Origin of the sequence: Myxococcus sp. SDU36 (assembly GCF_030168875.1) — a bacterium.
Classification (GTDB): domain Bacteria; phylum Myxococcota; class Myxococcia; order Myxococcales; family Myxococcaceae; genus Myxococcus; species Myxococcus vastator.
The window spans coordinates 4,618,948-4,637,955 of the sequence record NZ_CP077414.1 but is presented as its reverse complement, the minus strand read 5'-3'; the positions used below and the strand labels follow the sequence as shown (position 1 = coordinate 4,637,955).

General features: G+C 64.2%; 13 protein-coding genes and 1 pseudogene. 7 read left to right on the top strand and 7 right to left on the bottom strand.

What is annotated here, in order from left to right; genetic code table 11:
- The first annotated feature begins 121 nt into the window (after positions 1–121).
- Positions 122–874: a hypothetical protein gene (locus tag KGD87_RS18295; RefSeq protein ID WP_284668764.1), complete on the top strand. Its 753-nt coding sequence runs from the start codon at positions 122–124 to the stop codon at positions 872–874.
- Positions 875–1,752: 878 nt separating this feature from the next.
- Here the strand turns inward: KGD87_RS18295 and KGD87_RS18290 are convergent.
- The 3 genes and pseudogenes from KGD87_RS18290 to alaS all read right to left on the bottom strand — a co-directional run.
- Positions 1,753–2,001: pseudogene (locus tag KGD87_RS18290) on the bottom strand (TIGR02266 family protein); the annotation flags it as partial.
- Positions 1,998–2,651 carry a hypothetical protein gene (locus KGD87_RS18285; protein ID WP_284661470.1) on the bottom strand — a complete coding sequence of 218 codons (654 nt, stop codon included), beginning with the start codon at positions 2,649–2,651 and terminating at the stop codon, positions 1,998–2,000. The pseudogene KGD87_RS18290 and the gene KGD87_RS18285, both read right to left, overlap by 4 nt.
- Positions 2,648–5,341: an alanine--tRNA ligase gene (gene alaS / locus KGD87_RS18280; RefSeq protein ID WP_284661469.1), complete on the bottom strand. Its 2,694-nt coding sequence runs from the start codon at positions 5,339–5,341 to the stop codon at positions 2,648–2,650. Before alaS ends, KGD87_RS18285 begins: the two co-directional genes overlap by 4 nt.
- 415 nt (positions 5,342–5,756) lie before the next feature.
- Between alaS and KGD87_RS18275 the strand changes: the two genes are divergently transcribed.
- Together KGD87_RS18275 and KGD87_RS18270 are read left to right on the top strand one after the other, a co-directional pair.
- Positions 5,757–12,212, top strand: coding sequence for a PA14 domain-containing protein (locus tag KGD87_RS18275; RefSeq protein WP_284661467.1), 6,456 nt, complete (start codon positions 5,757–5,759; stop codon positions 12,210–12,212).
- On the top strand, positions 12,209–12,484 hold the full coding sequence (locus KGD87_RS18270; protein WP_284661465.1) for a hypothetical protein: 276 nt from the start codon (positions 12,209–12,211) through the stop codon (positions 12,482–12,484). Before KGD87_RS18275 ends, KGD87_RS18270 begins: the two co-directional genes overlap by 4 nt.
- Positions 12,485–12,675: 191 nt before the next feature.
- Here KGD87_RS18270 and tnpC (KGD87_RS18265) read toward each other — a convergent pair whose 3' ends face one another.
- The 3 genes from tnpC (KGD87_RS18265) to tnpB (KGD87_RS18255) form a co-directional block, all read right to left on the bottom strand.
- Positions 12,676–13,950, bottom strand: coding sequence for an IS66 family transposase (tnpC, locus tag KGD87_RS18265; RefSeq protein WP_284661464.1), 1,275 nt, complete (start codon positions 13,948–13,950; stop codon positions 12,676–12,678).
- Positions 13,902–14,288 carry a hypothetical protein gene (locus KGD87_RS18260; protein WP_284661463.1) on the bottom strand — a complete coding sequence of 129 codons (387 nt, stop codon included), beginning with the start codon at positions 14,286–14,288 and terminating at the stop codon, positions 13,902–13,904. Before KGD87_RS18260 ends, tnpC (KGD87_RS18265) begins: the two co-directional genes overlap by 49 nt.
- Before the next feature lie 81 nt (positions 14,289–14,369).
- Complete coding sequence (tnpB, locus tag KGD87_RS18255; protein WP_284661462.1) at positions 14,370–14,690, bottom strand: IS66 family insertion sequence element accessory protein TnpB; 321 nt, start codon at positions 14,688–14,690, stop codon at positions 14,370–14,372.
- Positions 14,691–15,132: 442 nt separating this feature from the next.
- Here tnpB (KGD87_RS18255) and tnpB (KGD87_RS18250) point away from each other — a divergent pair, with 442 nt between their 5' ends.
- From tnpB (KGD87_RS18250) to KGD87_RS18235, 4 genes are all read left to right on the top strand, one after another.
- On the top strand, positions 15,133–15,519 hold the full coding sequence (gene tnpB / locus KGD87_RS18250) for an IS66 family insertion sequence element accessory protein TnpB (protein WP_284661461.1): 387 nt from the start codon (positions 15,133–15,135) through the stop codon (positions 15,517–15,519).
- 58 nt (positions 15,520–15,577) lie between these two features.
- Positions 15,578–17,239: an IS66 family transposase gene (gene tnpC, locus KGD87_RS18245; RefSeq protein WP_284661460.1), complete on the top strand. Its 1,662-nt coding sequence runs from the start codon at positions 15,578–15,580 to the stop codon at positions 17,237–17,239.
- Between the two features lie 67 nt (positions 17,240–17,306).
- Positions 17,307–17,588, top strand: a complete 282-nt coding sequence (locus KGD87_RS18240; RefSeq protein ID WP_284661459.1) for a hypothetical protein — start codon at positions 17,307–17,309, stop codon at positions 17,586–17,588.
- Positions 17,589–17,644: 56 nt separating this feature from the next.
- Complete coding sequence (locus KGD87_RS18235) at positions 17,645–18,034, top strand: tetratricopeptide repeat protein (protein ID WP_284661458.1); 390 nt, start codon at positions 17,645–17,647, stop codon at positions 18,032–18,034.
- A gap of 159 nt (positions 18,035–18,193) precedes the next feature.
- Here KGD87_RS18235 and KGD87_RS18230 read toward each other — a convergent pair whose 3' ends face one another.
- On the bottom strand, positions 18,194–18,703 hold the full coding sequence (locus tag KGD87_RS18230; RefSeq protein ID WP_284661457.1) for a hypothetical protein: 510 nt from the start codon (positions 18,701–18,703) through the stop codon (positions 18,194–18,196).
- Between the last annotated feature and the right edge of the window lie 305 nt (positions 18,704–19,008).

The following is a 19,008-nucleotide window of genomic DNA, read 5'->3' as shown; positions in this document are numbered from 1 at the left end:
CTCAGCGGGCTTCGCCTCCGGGGCGTCGGGCGCCGTCTTGTCGACGTCAGGTGCGCTCGGGCGCGCGGCCACCGCCTGTGTGGAGGGTGCCTCGCCGGGGGCGCTGCCGGAGTGGTCATCCGTGCTGGATTCGGACGAGGCATCCGGGCCACTTGTTTCGGTGTTCGGCGCGGATGATGCCTCGCCGGGAGCACTGCCGGAGTGGTCATCCGTGCTGGATTCGGACGAGGCATCCGGGCCGCTGTGCTCGGTGCTCAGCGCGGATGATGCCTCGCCGGGGGCACTGCCGGAGGGGGCATCCGTGCTGGTCGTCGTCGTGGAATTGGACGAGGCACTCGGGCCACTCTTTCCGGTGCTCGGCGCTGCTGCTTGGGGCGCGCTAGCTGCTTCGTTGCTTGTCTCGGCGACGGGCGCATCGCGCAGAGGTGACGTCGCAGCGGAGGGCTTCGTGGTGGATGCGTCGCCTGCTTCGGCGTCGGGCTTTGCACGAGGGAACGCGGCCGTCTCGGAAGCCACCGGAGCTGCTACGGGGCCTGCCTCGGTGGTGGACTCGACGCTTGGGCTCGAAGTGGCAGTCGGTGATGCGTCGCCTGCATCGGCATCGCGCTCTTCGCTCGCGGGGGGCGCCGTTCCGGAGGATGCCGGGGCTGCTTTGTTGTCCGCGTCAATGCCGGGCTCGGCGCTTGTGGTCGATGTCTCTGCGAGTGTTTCAGTCGTGGATGTATCGCAGCCCTCGGCACTCGTGGCTGCAGACGGCGCCGAGGATTCCGTGGCTGCTTCGTTGGCGGGAGCGGTGCCCGTAGCCGGACTCGTCGCGGAGGGCTCCCTCGTTGCGGAAGTGCCAGCTTCCGCGACGATTGGGGGGCTCGCCTGAGCGACCGAAGCTCCGTGGGGCGCCGCTGCATCTGCATCCGTCGCCGGAGTGGAGGTCGCGTGCAGGCGCGCAGCGGGTTCGTCGTGCTTCGTCGAGGCAACGGCGCCTTCCGTAGCGGGCTCCGTTGCCGAGGCGGGTCCATCGCTCGCTGCTGCACCGAACTGCTTTGTATCCGCAGAGTCGTCACCCGTTCCATGTACGGGCTTGGAGTCGTCAGGCGCAGGCAGGGTTGGGGCGGGCGCGGTTCTACCAGGACCAGGCGGGGATGCAGGAAGCGCGGAGCCGGTGGGCTCGGCTTCGGCGTTCTCATTGCCACCTGCATCCTCGGACGACGCGAGGCTCGCGGTGATGGCGAAGTCGAGCCCGTCACTCGAATCAGCTTCAAAGCGCGGAGCGACTGGCCCCGGACGTGCGTCGGCGTCTCGCGTGCTCGGAGCCCCTGAATCAGGGGCCTCAAGTGAGCCCGTGTCCGCCTCACCGGACACCGCATGCGCGTCCGTGCTGGACGCAGGCGCAGCTGGCACTTGCTCGAACTCGGAGGACGGAGCCGCAATGCCAGAGTCCGGTACTTCCGAGCGTGCGTCATCATCCGCCGTAGCAGCCTCGGAGCTGTGCGTGGGTTCCGGAACCGTCACCGCGTCAGGAACTCCAGCCGTCGTGCCTTCGACGCGCGCATCCTCCCGCGCGGGCCGCACCGCATTCGAAGCCTTCGCGCCGGGTGCGCGGCGAACGAGTCCCGGAGGTGGCGCGGGCGCAGGGGCCGGAGGAGGGGGCAGGACTTGGGCGGGAGCTTGTGGCTCCACACTACCGGTACGTTTCGCCACCACCCGGTCGATGAGCGCCTTGCTCGCCGCGTCCAGTTTCACGAAGCGCACCGTCATGCCGGTACGCCCGCCCACCGCGTCCACCTGGGCCTTCACGACGACGCCTTCGCCGCGAAGCAGCCGTGTCCCGTCGGCCAGGACGAACTCGAACGCCAGCCCGGTGCCTTCGGGCTTCATGGCGCGCGTGGCGACGAACACGCCACCGCGCGCCACGTTCGAGCCGTACTTGTCGATGAACTCCTCCTCCGTCGTGTACGGGAGGCGGATGCGAAGCGGGAGGAGCTTGGACGCGGTCCCGCTCATTTCAACGGAATCCGCACATCCCCCCCGGAGCCCTGAAGCAACAGGTGCAGCCCGTCATCCCGAAGGGCCTCCGGTGGAAGCTCGAAGAGGAGGACCACGTCGGTGCGCTCGTCCGGAGCCCAGGTGCGGCGAAGGGGGCGGGTGCCCCCGACGACCTGGGCATCCCGGGCCACGGCGTACGACTGGCCTTCAGCCCCGAAGAGCTTCGCCCCGTCCAGGTCCAGGGTGAGCGGCGCGCCGCCCACGTTCTGCGTCATGAGCTGCACGCGGAAGAACAGGTCCTCGGAGGTCAGGCTCACCTTCCCCGAGCCCGTCACCGAGTGCGACGCCTCCAGTCCGGTGAGCTTCACGGACAGGGTCTCCAGGCGCACGGCGTCGTTGGGGGAGGGGAGCTCCCAGGCGCGCTCGGTGGGGACGTTGATGCCCGCGGCGAGGCCCGCGAGGTTCGCGTTCGGGTCTCCTCGCGTGGCCTCGGGGCCTTGGGAGGGACGGCCTCCCTGGTTCACCCGGTCCACTTCCTGGCGGAGCTTCTGAAGCGTCCGGTCATCACCCGTGCCCGCGTAGTCAGGCGCGGACTCCTCCTTGCAGCCACCCAGAACGAGGGTGGCCGCCAGGAGCGCCACGGAAGCAGAGGCCCGGTGGTTCATCACGCGGTGCCCATGCCCTTCACCAGCTCGTACAGCTTCTCCAGCGCCGCGGGGAGCTTCGAGGCATCCGGGCCGCCGGCCTGGGCCATCTCCGCCTTGCCCCCGCCCTTGCCGCCGACTTCCTTGGCCATCTCGCGCACCAGCGCGCCGGCGTTGATGCCCTTGGCCACGACGTCCTTGGTGGCCGCGACCAGGATGATGGCCCGGCCGTCCTTCTCGCCGCCGATGGCAACGACGCCCGAGCGGATGCGGTCACGGAGCTGGTCCGCCATGCCGCGCAGGACGTTGTCGTCCGCCGCGTCCACCTTCGTGGCCAGGACCTTCATGCCATTCACCTCGCGAGCCTGCTCCAGCAGGTCCTTGCTGCTGGCCGCCTGCGCCTTGACGGCGACTTCCTCGACCTTGCGCTCCAGCTCCTTCACGCGCTTCTGGGTCGCCTCGACGCGCTTGGAGACTTCCTTCGGGCTCGACTTGAACAGCTCGGCCACCTTGCGCAGCTCGTGCTCCTGCTCGCGGACGTGCTGGAGCGCGCCGATGCCCGTCAGCGCGACGATGCGGCGCACGCCGGACGCCACGCCGCTCTCGCTGGTAATCTTGAACAGGCCGATGTCACCGCTGCGGCGCACGTGGGTGCCGCCGCACAGCTCGGTGGACTCGGGGTGCACGGTGACGACGCGGACCGTCTCGCCGTACTTCTCGCCGAACATGGCGACGGCGCCGGACTTCTTCGCGTCCTCCAGGCTCATGATGCGCGTCTCGGCCCCCGCGTTGTCGCGAACCCAGCCGTTGACCAGGTCCTCGACCTGCTCGAGCTGCGCGGACGTGGCGGGCGAGAAGTGCGCGAAGTCGAAGCGCAGGTAGTCCGGCGCGACGACGGAGCCCGCCTGCTTCACGTGCTCCCCGAGCACGAGCTTGAGCGCCTTGTGGAGCAGGTGCGTCGCGGAGTGGTTCGCGCGGATGGACTTGCGGCGCTCCGAGTCCACGCCGGCCTGGACCATGTCGCCGACCTTGAAGGTGCCCTCGGAGACTTCCACCGAGTGGACCACGAGGCCCGGCACGGGGCGCTGCGCGTCGGTGACCTTCGCCACCGCCTTGCCACCGTGGCCGACGACGCGGCCAGTGTCGCCCATCTGCCCGCCGGACTCGCCGTAGAAGGGCGTGCGGTCCAGGACCAGCTCCACCGTGTCGCCCTGGGTGGCCTGGGTGACCTCGGCGCCGTCCTTGACGATGGCCCGGATGCTGCCCTCGCCCTCGTGGCCCTCGCCGTCGTGGCCGAGGAACTCGGTGGGACCGAGCCGCTCCGCCAGCTTCAGGTAGACCTCGCCCGTGGCCTTGTCGCCGGAGCCCGCGAACTTGTTCTTGTCCGCCTCTTCCTTGAGGCGCTCCTCGAAGCGGACCAGGTCCACGTCGAAGCCGCGCTCGCGGGCGATGATCTGCGTGAGGTCCCACGGGAAGCCGTAGGTGCCGTGGAGCAGGAAGACGACGTCGCCGGAGAGCTGCTTGCCGCCGGCCTTCTGCAGTTCGGACAGCTCCTCCTCGATGAGCTTGAGGCCGCGGCTGAGCGTCTGACGGAAGCTGGTCTCCTCGTGCCGGCAGACCTCCAGGACGAAGGTGCGGCTCTCCCGGAGCTCGGGGTAGGCGTCGCCCATCAGCTCGATGACGCGGTCGACGACCTTGAAGAAGAAGACGTCCTCCAGGCCCAGCTGGGTGCCGTGCCGGATGGCGCGGCGCATGATGCGGCGCAGGACGTAGCCGCGGCCCTCGTTGGAGGGCTGGACGCCGTCCGAGATGAGGAACGCCGCCGCGCGGCCGTGGTCCGCGACCACGCGCTGGGACGCGCCGGACTCCTGCGAGTAGGGCTTGCCGCACAGCTCGCTGACGGTGGCGAGGATGTTCTGGAAGAGGTCCGTCTCGTAGTTGGACCGCTTGCCCTGGACGACGGAGGCGATGCGCTCCAAGCCCGCGCCGGTGTCGATGGACGGCTTCGGCAGGGGGATGAGGGGGCCGTCCTTCTCCTTGCGCTCGAACTGCATGAACACGAGGTTCCAGATTTCGAGCCACCGGTCGCAGTCACAGGCGACGCCCAGACACTTCTTGCCCTCGGCCTCTTCGACACAGGGGATGTCGTCGCCCTGGTGGTAGTGGATTTCGGAGCAGGGGCCGCAGGGGCCGGTGTCGCCCATGGCCCAGAAGTTGTCCTTGAGGCCGAGTTTGTAGAGGCGCTCGGCGGGGACGCCCTGCTTCTTCCAGAGCTCGTAGGCCTCTTCGTCCCAGGGGGTGCCGCCCTCGCCGTTGAACACGGTGACGGCGAGCCGGTCGGTGGACAGGCCGAGCGTCCGGGTGACGAACTCCCAGCCGTACGCGATGGCGTCGGACTTGAAGTAGTCGCCGAAGGAGAAGTTCCCGAGCATCTCGAAGAACGTGTGGTGCCGGGCGGTGAAGCCGACGTTGTCGAGGTCGTTGTGCTTGCCGCCGGCGCGCACGCACTTCTGCGACGTGGTGGCGCGGCGGTAGTCGCGCGTCTCACGGCCGGTGAAGACGTCCTTGAACTGCACCATGCCCGCGTTGGTGAACATCAGCGTCGGGTCATTGGCGGGGACCAGGGAGGAGGACGCCACACGGCGGTGGCCGCGCTCCTCGAAGAACTTGAGGAACGCCTCGCGGATCTCAGAGGCGGTCAGGGCGGAAGGCATGGTGTGGGTATATGCCACAAGAGGCGGCTTCGCAGGAGTTCTTGGAGCTTGCATGGGGGCCTGGAGGACCCTGGGAGTTCAGGGCTGAGCCGGACGGAGGGCTGGCAGGGGAGCAGGGCAGGCCGCGTGGGGCGCCGGGGAGCCGGGAGCGCCGAGGAACTCAACAGGGACGCATGTAGGTTTCCAGGAACGGCCTGTCCAGATCCGAAGACGGTGCATCTCCAATGCGGACGGTCTGAATTCGACCTGAATTGCGAAATGCACTCCAGGTGGGACTTTGAGTGCGACCGCGCTTCACGAATATTCGATGGGATCATCAAGTAGGCGCTGGCCCATTGGTTGCTCAACGCAACGATTTGCGTGGTGGTCTGTTGGCTACTTGACGGTTTGTGCCAGTGAATGCGATGTGCTGGGAATGCTGGCTGTACTGGGACTGGCGGGGTCTATGCGGAAGATGTGGAAGAAGTTGGGGGCTGCAAGCGCGGCCATCTTCGCCGTGGTGTTTGTAAGCTGCGGTCAAGAGTTGCCAGACGGAAGCGTGACGGAACCCAAGGCGGCTCGCAGTCAAGCGTTGCAGGTGCCAGGTCTCCGGGCTGAGTACTTCGATGATGATGCACTGCAAGACTTGGTTACTACGCGCATTGATCCGCAGGTGGACTTCTTCTGGGGCTCCGGAATGCCATCTGGCACCGCGCTCTCCAGCGCGGATACCTTCAGTGTGCGCTGGTCGGGAACGCTGACTGCGCCATCGACAGGACTGTATACTTTTACCACGTCGACTGACGATGGCGTACGCCTTTGGATTGGCGGGCAGAATGTCATCGACAACTGGACGCTCGAAGATGACAACGATCCGCTATCGGTGGGCACGACTTCGCTGGTAGCCGGGCAGACGTACCCCATTGTCATGGAGTATTTCGAAGGTCCTGGCTTGGCGCACGCAAAGCTATTCTGGGCGTACCCCGGTCAAGCTCAGCAGATTATCCCAGCAGCGGCATTCAGTCATGATGATGGCCCCTCAGTGCCCGGCGTTCCGCCGCTGGCGAACACGGGGACTCCCACGGATTTTGAAGACTCGATTTCCTTCCTTTATGAGGGGAGCAACCCGCCGCAAACGGGCGTCGTGCCGGGCACCATGGACAGCCGACGCGTCGCTGTCGCTTACGGCCGGGTCTTGACCACTGTCGGCGCTCCGTTGCCCGGGGTGAAGGTGTCGGCCCTGGCGCACCCTGAGTGGGGCGAGACGCTGACCCGGGCCGACGGTTCCTACGAGTTCGCTCTCAATGGCGGCGGCCACGTTGTCATGCAGTTCGAGAAGGCAGACCTCCTGCCGGTTCAGCGCACGATTCAGACGCCATGGAGAGAGTGGGTGAGCGTGGATGATGTCGCTCTTACTGCGCTCGACACCGCCGTGACAGTTATCAGTACGTCGGCCGCGACGCTCCAGGTGGCACGTGGCAATCCGGTGACGGACGTGGATGGCACTCGGCAGGCCACGCTCCTGGTCCCCGCAGGTACCGGCGCAACGATGACGCTGCCTGGCGGTGGGGTTCAGCCGCTCTCGACAATGTCCGTCCGGGCCACGGAGTACACCGTTGGTGAAGGCGGTCCCCGGGCCATGCCGGGCACATTGCCACCGATGAGCGCCTACACATACGCACTTGAATGGAGCTTGGACGAAGCGCTGGCTGTCGGGGCGACGCAGGTGTCCTTCAGTCAGCCGGTCTTCTTCTACCTGGACAACTTCCTGGGCTTTCCCGTCGGCGGTGCAGTGCCCACTGGCTATTACGACAGGCAAGTGGGCCAGTGGAAAGCTGATGCCGATGGTCGCGTAATCAAGATTGTCGGCATCTCGAATGGCATCGCTGAAGTCGACGTTACCGGGAACGGAATGTCGGACACAGGCCCGTCCCTCAATTCTCTGGGGTTTACGCTGGAGGAGTTGCAGCGTTTGGCAATTCTCTATGCCCCCGGAACGTCGCTCTGGCGCGTGCCGCTGACGCATTTGACGCCTTGGGATTGTAACTGGCCATTCGGATTTCCGGATGGCGCCGAGGCTCCGCCTAATAGAGAGCCGGAGGCTGACGAGCCGGAGCCCAATTCCTGCAAGGTGTCGGGCAGCATTATTGAGTGTGAGAATCAAACATTGGGGGAGGCTGTGGCCGTTACGGGCACGCCATACTCGTTGCATTATCAGAGTGACCGTGTGCCCGGACGAACCAGTCGTTATAGTTTTGTCATTCCGGTAACGGGGGCCACCGTGCCCGATAGTGCAGACTATGCCGTCGTCCAAATCAGTGGCGCTGGCAGGACGTGGCGATATCGGTTTGGACGCACTCCCAACAGGAGTTTCACGTTTCAGTGGGACGGGCTCGATAGGTGGGGGCGTATGCCCCAGGGAACCCAGACTTTTCTTGTTGAAGTAGGCTACGCATACCGGGGCGTATACCGTGACCCGCGGTCGGGCGGTCGCAGCTTCGGCTCCAGTGGAGGCGGCGCCATCGCGACTGGCAATCGACAGACGCTGGAACTCATTCTGTGGCGTCGCTGGACGAAGCAATTGGTCGCCCACAATACGCTAGCTCAGGCGCTCGGTGGCTGGACGCTCAATGCCCATCACTCCTTCGAACCAAAGAGCGGGCTGCTCTATAGAGGAGATGGGGAGAGGCAGACGTCCAAGGCGATAGGTGCAGTTCTTCAATATGTCGCAGGAAGGGGGACGGCCTATACCGAGGGTGGGTTGGCTGCTAACTCAAACTTTGGATTTCATCGCTTGGTGTCAGGTTCGGACGGTTCTCTTTATGCGCTGGAAATGAATAGCGGACTAGTCCGGCGCATTACGCCTGATGGGTACATCCATACAGTTATTGGTTGTCAGATGGGGTGTGCTGTTTCGGATGGTAGTGCAGGAGCGCTTGCTACTGAGACCAGTTTTGGGTCAATCACAGCGCATGCCTTGGGGCCGGATGGTAGTCACTACGTCGCAGCGCGCTCCAGGATCTACCGCGTTGCACCAGATGGCATTGTCCACCTCTTTGCGGGAGATGGAACAGGCGTTTCCAATGGGACGAATGGAGAAGGCGGTCCTGCTCTTCTGGCAAAGATTGGTTACGTTTCGTTCTTGAGAGTTGCGCGGGATGGCGATGTCTATTTTGCAACGGGCGCCAACTCGGGGCAATCGGGGCGTCGGATCCGAAAAGTGGATTCGGCAGGCATAATTACGACCGTTGTAGGTCATGATACCTACGGCGGAGTGGCGACTGATGTGCCCGCTTTGGAGACCGGCCTGCCTCAAATAACACTTTCTGCGGGTTTTGACGCAGCCGGGTCACTGTATTTTGGCGGAACGTCGGAATACCGCATCCGGAAGCTTGATTCGGACGGTATCGTGCGCAGTGTGGTTGGCAATGCAACTCACGGGTACTCTGGCGACGATGGTCCAGCGATAAATGCTGGTATGGCGGGCAGCCTCCACCAGGGGGGGATGGCTCTTGGGCCGGATGGGTCGCTCTACTTTTCTGATCAGTTTCGAGTTCGCCGTGTCGGGCCCGATGGTATCGTTTCGACGGTCGCAGGAGTTGGCGCCATGACATCGGGAGATCCGCCCTCGGGTGCCAATGCGGTTCAGACGAGAATTCGTACTCCGTACAGCATTGCCGTTGATGGCAATGGGGCTCTCTATATTGGATTCGTTCAGCCTTTCACAATTTACAAGGTTGTTACGCCGTATGCTGGACTGGCAGTGGGGGAAGTCCTTGTGCCAGCAGAGGACGGGAGTGAGGCTTATGTTTTTGCTGGGGGGCGGCATCTCCGGACTGTCAATGCTCTGACTGGAGCGACGCTGCTTACGTTTGGCTACGATTCTGTGGGAAGACTGGTCTCCCTGACGGACGCCAATGCGCAAGTCACGACAATCGAGCGCCAGCCTGACGGACGGCCGACGGCAATTGTGGCACCAGGTGGTCAACGGACTGAGTTGCTGGTTTCGTCGGAGGAACTCCTCTCTCAAATCGAAAATCCCAACAATGAAGCGATTGTCTTGGGATATGGCGCGGGCGGTCTGCTTACCTCGCTGACGGACGCTCGAAATGGCTTGCACATCTTCGAATACGATTCGACTGGGCGGTTGGTGAAGGACACGAATCCAGGTGGAGGATTCAAGGCGCTCGCTCGCTCCAAGCCAGCCTCGGGGTATGGTTCAGGGAAGGATGGCTACGCTGTTTCCGTGACGACGGCTGAGGGGCGCGTCACACGGCACACTTCTGAAAGAGTGGGGTCGCAGCAGCGGCGCACCATGCTTTCTCCTGCTGGGTTTCTTACCGAGTCGAACGTTGGCTCCAACGCATCTACGTCAACCGTATATCCAGATGGTACGACGGAGTCAGTCCGCTACGGCAACGATCCTCGCTTTGGAATGAGCACGCCTTTCGTGGCGGGCCATACGACGACGCTCCCGTCGGGTCTGACGCGGGTGGAAACGGCCAGTCATGTCGTAGCGCGCCCGACGGGGGCCAACGTTGACAATCCATTTGACTATAGTAGTGCGACTTGGAATTTCAGTCTGAATGGGAAGACTACAAGTACAGTATTCTCAAGGGCGACAGGACGGTTTACGCGTACCAGTCCGATGAATAAGAAGGTCTACGCCGATACGGATCAGCAAGGGCGCATCACGCGTCTTGAAGTGCCGGGAATCGAACCAATCTCGTATGTATATCACCCTGATGGGCAGCTCGCGTCAGTTGCGCAGGGCTCCCGGCTCAGGGCCTTCAGTTATCACTTGAGTGGTGCTGCCAAGGGAGAACTCGCATCCATCGCTAATTCAGCGGGTCAAATGATTAGCTTTTCACGGGACGCCACCGGAAGAATAACAAGCACTACGCTACCTGGCCCACGAACGGTCTCCTTTGGCTATGATGTCGCAGGGAATTTGACGTCATTAGAGCCCCCCGGGAAGCCTGCGCATATATTCGGCTACACACCCAACGGCTTGGAAGATGTCTACACTCCGCCCCTGGCAACTGGCACGGGTACGCTCAGCACGTTGGCGACACATAATTTGGATGATGAGCTGACATCGACAAGCTATCCGGACGGCACCTCGGTCGCGGTTACGTACGATGCCAGTGGACGATTCGCTTCGGTAACAACACCTCGTCATACCGTTACTGCTGAGTATTCGCCTGTCACCGGGAAACTCGTTGGACTCATTGACGGTGCGGCGAGCAGCGGCAATGGTGCAAGCGTCGCTTTTAATTATGATGGAACACTGGTGTCGAGTGTTGCGTGGGGGGGCGGTGTTTCCGGCAGTGTCGGATATTCTTATAACTCGAACTTCGATGTGGCCTCTGTTAGTGTTGATGGGGTGGCGCCTGTTGTGTATGTCTATGACGGCGACCGGCTTCTGTTGTCGGCTGGGGAACTCACTGTTGCGCGCAATGTTTTGAATGGACTCCTGTCCGGAACAATTCTGGGAAGCACGTCAACAACCCAGGGGTACAACTCGTACGGGGAGGTTGTCAGTCGCGGAACAAAGTATGGAGCGCAAGCCCTTTATGTCGAGTCTCTTGTTCGAGATGAATTGGGGCGCATTTCTACGCGTTCAGAGACGATGCATGGAGGCTCTGCTCGGACCTGGGGATATACCTATGATTCGGCTGGGCGTCTTGAGACAGTCAGTCGTGATGGAGTTGCTTACGCGGCCTACTCGTATGACTTAAATGGCAATCGTACGTCGATGGAAGAGGTGGGAGTGGTTGCGACCGCGACTTATGACGCCCAAGACCGGTTACTCTCTCTGGGAGGGACGACCTATTCATACGGTGCCCGAGGGGAGTTGAAAACGAGGACGGCAGGAGCCGAGGTCACTCAGTATATGTATGACACGACGGGAAGTCTTGTTGGTGCTGTTTTGCCGGATGGGATGGAATTGGAGTATGTTGTTGATCCCTATGGCCGTCGCGTAGGAAAACGCGTGAACGGAGTCCTTGTTCAAGGTTTTCTGTTCGACGGACAGTTGCGCATTGTAGCGGAGTTGAATGGGGCGGGGATGGTGGTGAGTCGATTTGTTTACGCTACTCGAGGCCATGTTCCCGACTACATGATGAGAAATGGCGAGGTTTATCGTATTTTTTCGGATAGCATTGGAAGCCCTCGTCTCGTTGTTGATGTTGCGGATGGTACGGTAGTGCAGTCGCTTGAATATGATGCTTGGGGTAAGATTATTGCGGACTCCAATCCTGGATTTCAGCCGTTTGTCTTTGCTGGCGGGTTGTATGATGCTCATTTGAGGTTTGTTCACTTTGGGGCTCGCGACTATGACCCCGAGATCGGCCGGTGGACGACCAAAGATCCAGTTCTCTTCGGAGGTGGAGATACAAATCTTTATTCGTATGTCGGTGGGGACCCAGTTAACTTTATTGACCCGAGTGGCTTGAGCGCTCTTGAAGTTTCGTTGTGGGAACTCGGATTCACTGAGCTTGTTTCGGCGACTCGGGCCGCGCAAGGCGTGGCTGCGGGCACCTGGGCTGGACTGATTGGGGCGGTATCGACGATGTCGAGCCATGGTGTGACGGGAACGGACATTATGCAGCTTGAGGCTGTGTTCTCGCAGGTGCCTGGACTTCCACCCGGGGTTACGAATGCAGTGTTCGCTGACGCTGTCGGGTGGCCTGGACCCAAGGGGCCAGGCAAGGGGCCGGACTGGGATAAAATGCGAAAACTAGGCATCACCCTCTCGGTTGTTAAGGTGGTTGCTAATTATTATGCAGATCAGGTGCCTAGAATTAGCAATAGCATGAATCATATTCTATATGCGAGGATTAACTATTTGCGGTGGATGATATCGGAAATGGAAAAGACGTGTCCGTGATGCAGAAGATTTCATTTTTTAACTCATCGAGTAAGCCACAAACGGTTGTGCTGGAGCCGTTTGCTGCCGACTACACTCTCGTTCCAGGAGAGGTTCTTGTGTTTGTTGCTGAGGGGGTGGAGGGTGATTTTATGTTCTCGGCTGACGTTAGGGCTAGGGATCATGTGTTGGTGTATACCGATGGTGTCTGTGATTTTGTTTCCGTGTTTACTGGAGACGGAATGCGAGTGGATGTTGGTTATAATCGGCACTTGATGGAGACGGAGTGGTGATGGCATGGTTGTGAGGGGTTTTAGTGGCGGCGTTGTACCGTGTCCCTTCGGCAAGCGTGCGTGAGCGTGCCGGCGGGGGCCAGTAGAATGGGGGCAGGCGCGGAGCGCTGCTGCGCCTGCGTTGAGGGTCACCCGGACGCGCGGATTTCTGGGCATGGGCGGCCCGGCGTTCGCGACAGGGGCTGGGTGAGTCAGGTCCCGGACGGCGGCGCATCCGCCGCGGCCAGTGCCTGCTGGTAGTTCCAGGGCATCCACTCGTCCGGGGCTTGCGCCAGCGCCTCCGGGTGGCGAAGCAGCGCCACCAGGTAGTTGAAGGGGTTGCCCTCGCACAACTCCACGGTGTGGATGAGACTCATGAAGACGTCTCCCACGTGAGCGCCATTCAGCGTCTGGTAGAAGAGGGCATTCTTGCGGTGAAGAATGACTTTCTTCAGGGCCCGCTCGCATACGTTGTTGTCCAGTGGGGCACCCTCCTCGCGCAGGAAGAGGGTCAGCTCCTCCCAGTGCTTGCGCAGGTAGGCAATGGCCTGGCCCAACCCGGAGTTGGGCTCCACCTTGCGCTGGGTGACTTGCTCCTCCAGCCACGCCTTGAGTGCGTCCAGGACGGGGCGGCTTTCTCGCTGGTGCCTCGCCAGCCGCTGCGCGGGCGTCAGGCCCTCTTTCCGAGCGACGGCGTCCACCCGGTACACCTCCCGGAGGGCCTCCAGCACGCGCGTGCATTCCTCCGGGAAGTCGGCGGCCACGTCGACGAAGCCCCGCCGCGCATGCGTCAGGCAGTTGGCCCACAGCGTGGCGAACTCCCCGGGCACATTCGCCGTCTGCGCGTCGCTCATCTGAATGGGCGTTGAGAGTTCAGCGGCGCGCTGCTGAAGGACGTCCGCGAGATTTTCTCCGGCGTGCTGGCGTCCGGTGAAGAAGAGGGCAATGGGGTGCTCCTGGCCCACGGCGAGCAGGCCCGAGGTGTGCACGCCGGTGCGCTTCAGCGGGGCCCCCGCGGCGGCCGCCTGCACCTGCTCCCGCGTCAGCGCCAGCACCTTCATGACGGTGTCGTCATTGTGGAGCACCGGAGCCTGGGCCGCCTGGTTGACAAGCGCGTCGAAGGCGGGCTGAAGCTTGCTGGCGGCGGCCTCGACGAGCTCCCATTGGGTGGCGGCCGGAAGGGGAATCCCAGCGCCTGCTTGGAGTTTCTCAATGCGGTGGAAGGGCAGCCCGCAGCCGTACTTGAGAAGCCCCGTCATGGCCACGGCCGTCTCGTCGTACTTCTCCTCGCCCACGCCCTCGGGCGCCTGGGCGGTGTACACCTCTCCGCACAGGTTGCAGCGCAGCCTCTCGCACTCCCACACGGTGGCCACCAGCGGGGCCATGCCCTTCACCCGCACCCGCTTGGACGGCTCCTGCAGCGGGTACACCTTGCCCTTCAAGCAGCCCTGGCACACCTCCCCACCGTGCAGCGAGGCGTGCGCCACCTTCTCCGGCTGGCGCCCGTGTAGGCCGCCGCCGCGGTGCGTCCGTGCCCCGGGGCGGGGGCCTTCTTTTCCTCCTGGTGCTGGACGCGCCCAGCCGGCTGTCCCGCCTTGCGCAGCACCGCGTCCGTCTTCTCGGTGGGCGCGCCGAAGAGAAGCCTGCGCAGCCGCTCGAGACTCGTCCCCTTCGCCTGCAACTCCGCCGTGACGAAGGCCAGCGTGTCCATGGCGGCCTTCAGCTTCACGTAGTCGTCCTGGCTGAGTGCCCCGCGCGTCCGCTCGACAATGACTGCCAACTCCGCCGGATTCACCTCCAGCCGCTGGCGCTGCTTCTTGCCCATGCCCGCTACAACCGGTTTGTGGCGCGCAAGCCTGCCTGGGGCGTGGGAGTCCGGGCTCGCTCCCATGGAGGGCGACGCGGCCTACGTGCCCACCTGGCGCCACTCAGGGGCGGCCTGCGTGGCCGAAGCGTCGCCCGCGCACAGCAGCACCTGCAACTCGTGGGCGCGCAGCGGGGCCGCCGCCTCACTCGCCGTGGGCCACCAGCGAAACCGCCCCTGGGAGAGGCGCTTGTGACACAGCCAGAAGCCCTGCCCGTCGTAGACGAGCAACTTCACCGCCGTCCGCTGCCGGTTACGGAAGACGAATACCGTTCCGCTGAAAGGGTTTTCCGCGAGGGCCGCACGGCACTGTTGCGCCAGCCCATCAACGCCCCGGCGGAAGTCCACCGGCTCAATGGCCACCAGCACTCTCATTTGAGGAGTGATTTGAATCATGGGCCCGCAGCGCGGCCACCAGGGCCAGCACGTCGAAGCCCTGGCACGAGGCGGGCACGGTGAGCGTCAGTCGGCTGCCCTCCCGAGCCACGTACTCAATGACGAGGTTGGCGGCGGGGCCGGCCCCAGCAGTTGCGCGGCGCTCACCTCAAGGAAGCCGTCCGGCCCGCTCGCCGCGCCGGCCTGACGCTTCGGCGGGTGCGCCGCCGACGTCCGGGCCTTCAGCCCGGCGTGGCCCACCCCCAACGCGCGCGCGACATGGGACACCCCGTAGCGCTGCGCCGCCGAAACCGCCTCCCTCCACAGCGCCTCTGGCATCCGTCCCTGCTGGCTACGCGTCAGCCGCCACTGCTGCACCCGCCCGCGCAACGCCTCCAACTCTTCCGCTGCTATACTGCCTCTCGCCACCGTGTCTCTCCCGGTCCGCTCCAATGGGCCGTGGACGGTACCGGGGGGCACCAGGGCCCTTCACGCACGTCTGCCGGAAGGACACGATGGCTTGAGCAACGAAGTCCGCGAGGTGCTGGCCAAGGACCCACTGAGCGGCCACGTCTTCGTCTTCCTCAACCGCCGGAAGAACCAGGTGAAGCTTTTGCTGTGGACGCGCGGCGGCTTCACCCTCGTACACAAGCGCCTCGAGCGTGGCACCTTCACCTTTCCGAGCCAGGTGGCCCTGGGCGCCACCAGCATTGAACTCGACGTGCATGAGTTGGCGATGCTGCTCGAGGGCATCGACGTGCAGCGCGCGCGGACGTCGCAGCGCTGGGAGCCCCCGGGGCACTTGCGCTCGGCCTGAAGAAAATCTCCTTCGAGGGTGTGGCGCGGGCACGGCGGCTGGTTACCTTTCCCGCGCCTTGCCAGGTACCGCGCCCACCTCCGAGACGACGAAGAAGCCGCGCCGAGGCCCGGTGCTGGAGGTGCTCAAAGCGCTCCTCGCCGAGGGCCGCACCGAAGAGGTGGTGGCGTTGGTGGCCAGGCTGGTGTCGAGAAACTCGGAGCTGGAGCGGCTGCTTCAGGACGCCAAGACGAAGGGCAAGAAGAGCGAGGGCGTGTCCACCACGCAGCTGAAGCTGCTCCTCGACGGACTGCCGGCGAACTCCGATGGCGACGTGGCGGAAGTGGATGCAAGGCTTCGCCGCTCGTCCGGCATTGACGAGGAGCCTCCGCAAGAGGAACCAGCGCGGCCAAAGCGGACGCGCCCCGCCCCCCGCCCCATTCCCACGAATCTGCGCCGGGTGGAGAACGTCATCCCGGTGCCCGCACCGCAGCGTCCGTGCCCGCGGTGCGCAGAGGCGCGAGAGTGCGTCGGGCACGAGGTGACGGAGGTCATCGACCTGATTCCGGCGGAGGTCATCGTCCGGCAGGACAAGCGGGAGAAGCTCGCGTGCCGTCTGTGTGAGGCGGAGGTGGTCCGCGCCCCGCTGGGCGAGAAGGTGGTGAGCGGCGGGAGAATGGGCGCCAGGCTGGTGGCCCAGCTTCTCGTGGAGAAGTACTACGACGGGTTGCCGCTGAGCCGGCAGGTGGAGCGCTTCGAGCGTCTGGGGCTCGAGGTGGCCCTCTCCACCCTCGCCGACCAGGTGGCCTGGGCGACCGAGGCGCTCCGGCCAGTGTGGCGCGCGGCCATGTCCAAGGTGCTGGGCGCCACGGTGATGCACCTGGATGCGACGTCGCTGCCGGTGCTGGACTCGAAGAATGCGAAGGGCATTCGCCTGGGCGCCATCTGGGGCTATGTCGGCGCCGACGTGAAAGACTGCGGCACGCAGCACACCGCGCTGTGTCTGTACAACTCGACGGGAAAGCGGGAGGGCCAGCGCGAGGGGGAGCTGGGCCCCGCGCAGATGCTGGCGCTGCGAGAGGGCCGCACGGTGGCCGATGCGGCTGGCATCTTCGACGCGTCCTTCAAGCGGGCGGGCCTGCTGGAGTGCGGCTGCAACACGCACGCGAGGCGCTACTTCCGGAAGGCCCTGGACGGCGGCGACAAGCGAGCCGCGCTGCCGCTGGCGGCCTTCAAGCGACTCTTCGCCATCGAGCGACGGCTCAAGGCCTGTACCATTGACGAGCGCCGGCGAGGGCGGCAGGAGCGCAGCAAACCCGTCTACGACGACCTCATTGCCTGGGCGATTGCCCACCAACCCAATGAGCCGCCCTCTTCTCCGCTGGGCCGGGCCATCCGGTACTTGCTCAATCATCAACAGGCGTTGCGACGCTACCTCGAAGACGGCGTCATCCCCATCGACAACACCGTCGTGGAGCGCCTGCACATCCGCACCGCGCTGACGAGGAAGAACTTCCTCTTCGCCGGCAGTGACGCGGGTGGCGAACGCGCCGCCATCGCATACACCCTCCTGGGGTGCTGCAAGCTGGCTGAGGTAGACCCCGTCGCATACCTGGCGGACGTCCTGCCCCGGCTGGCCACCAAGAAGCTGTGCCTCCGCGACATGCCCGCGCTGCTGCCCACAGAATGGAAGCGCTCGCATCCCGAAGCCGTGCGCGGCAAGGCGGCAGTTGCGCGCTGAGCGCCAAGGCCCCTCGCGCCTCGCAGGCAGGCGTGGCCCTCTCGTATGGTTCTCGGCGGAGGACGGCATGCCGAAGAACCAGAGGAAGCTCCGCATCTACATCTCCGCCGACGCGCTCGCGCTGCTCAAGCACCTCGACTACCCATGCTCCGAGGAAGTGCTCGCCTCGGCGAAGCGAGTCGAAGGGCTCGATGACGAGGGCATGGACTACGAATTGAGCGGCACCCGCGATGACTTCGAGAGCCTCGCCGGCTGGGTTGCCGGTGACGCAAACCACGCCGACCGCCGCCAGAAGCGGAAGCTGGCCTTGCTGCTGGCCCTCTCGGATGCGCTCGAGGCGGTGCTCTGACGACTGGCCACGAGTCGCTGGCGGCCCGCCTAACACTCTCTCCGACCAGACTTCAAGTGCCTGCCGGGTGCGCCCGGGCGGAGGGACACCTCTACGTCGCATTTGCCTACGAGCAGGGCCGAGGCGTCCGGAAGAATCTAGGACGAGCCATTCAAATCTACAAGAAGGCCGCCGATGCGGGAAATGCCGATGCCCAATGCGTCCTGGGTTGGATGTGTCTCAATGGTGTCGGGGGCTCTACAGACATACTGGGGGCTCTCAGGTGGTACCAACAGTCCGCAGAACAAGGTAACGCTAGTGCCCTCTTTAGCCTTGGACAGATGTACGGGGAAGGCAATGGCGTGCCCAAATCCAGGACACGCGCAGCTCGGTACCTCAGGTTGGCCGCAGCTCTGGGCCATTCTCGGTCCGCAGACTATCTGAAAGAACTGGGCTTCGAGGAGTAGCGGGCGCGCCGGGAGTGGATGCGTCAGCGGGTGACCTGATTGTAGTCAACTTGGTGCATCAATAATTCCGGAGTGGTGAATGCCAGGGCGTGCCGTCGAGGAGGAAACGCAGACGGCGGTGCCCGCCGCGCCCAGGTGTCCATGTCATTCACTCGCCAGTCAGGTGCCCGAAGAGGCGTTCCCGAAACGACTCAGCATTTCTTCCACGTACTGGACGCCCCTGGCCGTGATGGCTTTGCCCTTCTGGGTGTCCTGCGCGTAACCACCGTGTAGGCGGAGTGCCTTGGCCGCGTTCGGCGCGGCGTAGGTGACACCCAGCTCCCCCCAGAATCGCGACGTTGTCCCAGACGTCACCTCCAGCTCCGCGTCGAGCGAGCGTGCGAGATAGAGGGGGATGAGCGACCGCACGAGCTGGTCCTTCTGCTTGCCTGCCGAGATGAAATCCTGCTGCCGCGGATGGCTGCGCAACGCGAACAGCAACTGGTCCACGGCGGTGCCACCATTTCCGGTCGCGGGCGAACCGGCCTTCTTATCGGGGCGCGCTCGCTTCTTCGTCTTCGTGGCCGGGCGGGCCGTCCGCTTCTCCGACTTGGCTCCCGTGTTGCTCTGCGCCTGCCGTGCTGCGGGCTTCTTCTTTTTCGCCCCCGTGCGAGGCTCCTTCGCCGTCACCTTTCGGGAAGGCTCTGGCGTCGCGGCCTGGGCAGCCGAAGGTGCGACAGCGTCGGTGGTTACCGCACCACGCGGCGGGGTGCGCTCTGCCTCGGTCGGCTCCGGTGCCGACGCGTCGGCCGGCTGGGAGACGACTGGCCTGGGACGCGGCGTGCGCTCGACCACGGTCTGCTGTGGGGCGCCACGAGGAGGAGGTGAGGGGAAGTCCGAGGACCGGGGCGCGGATGTGTCTCGGGACTCCTTGAGCCCGAGTCGCGCGCGCACCTCACCCACGATACCGCCCAACCCCACGTTCTGGAGCAGAC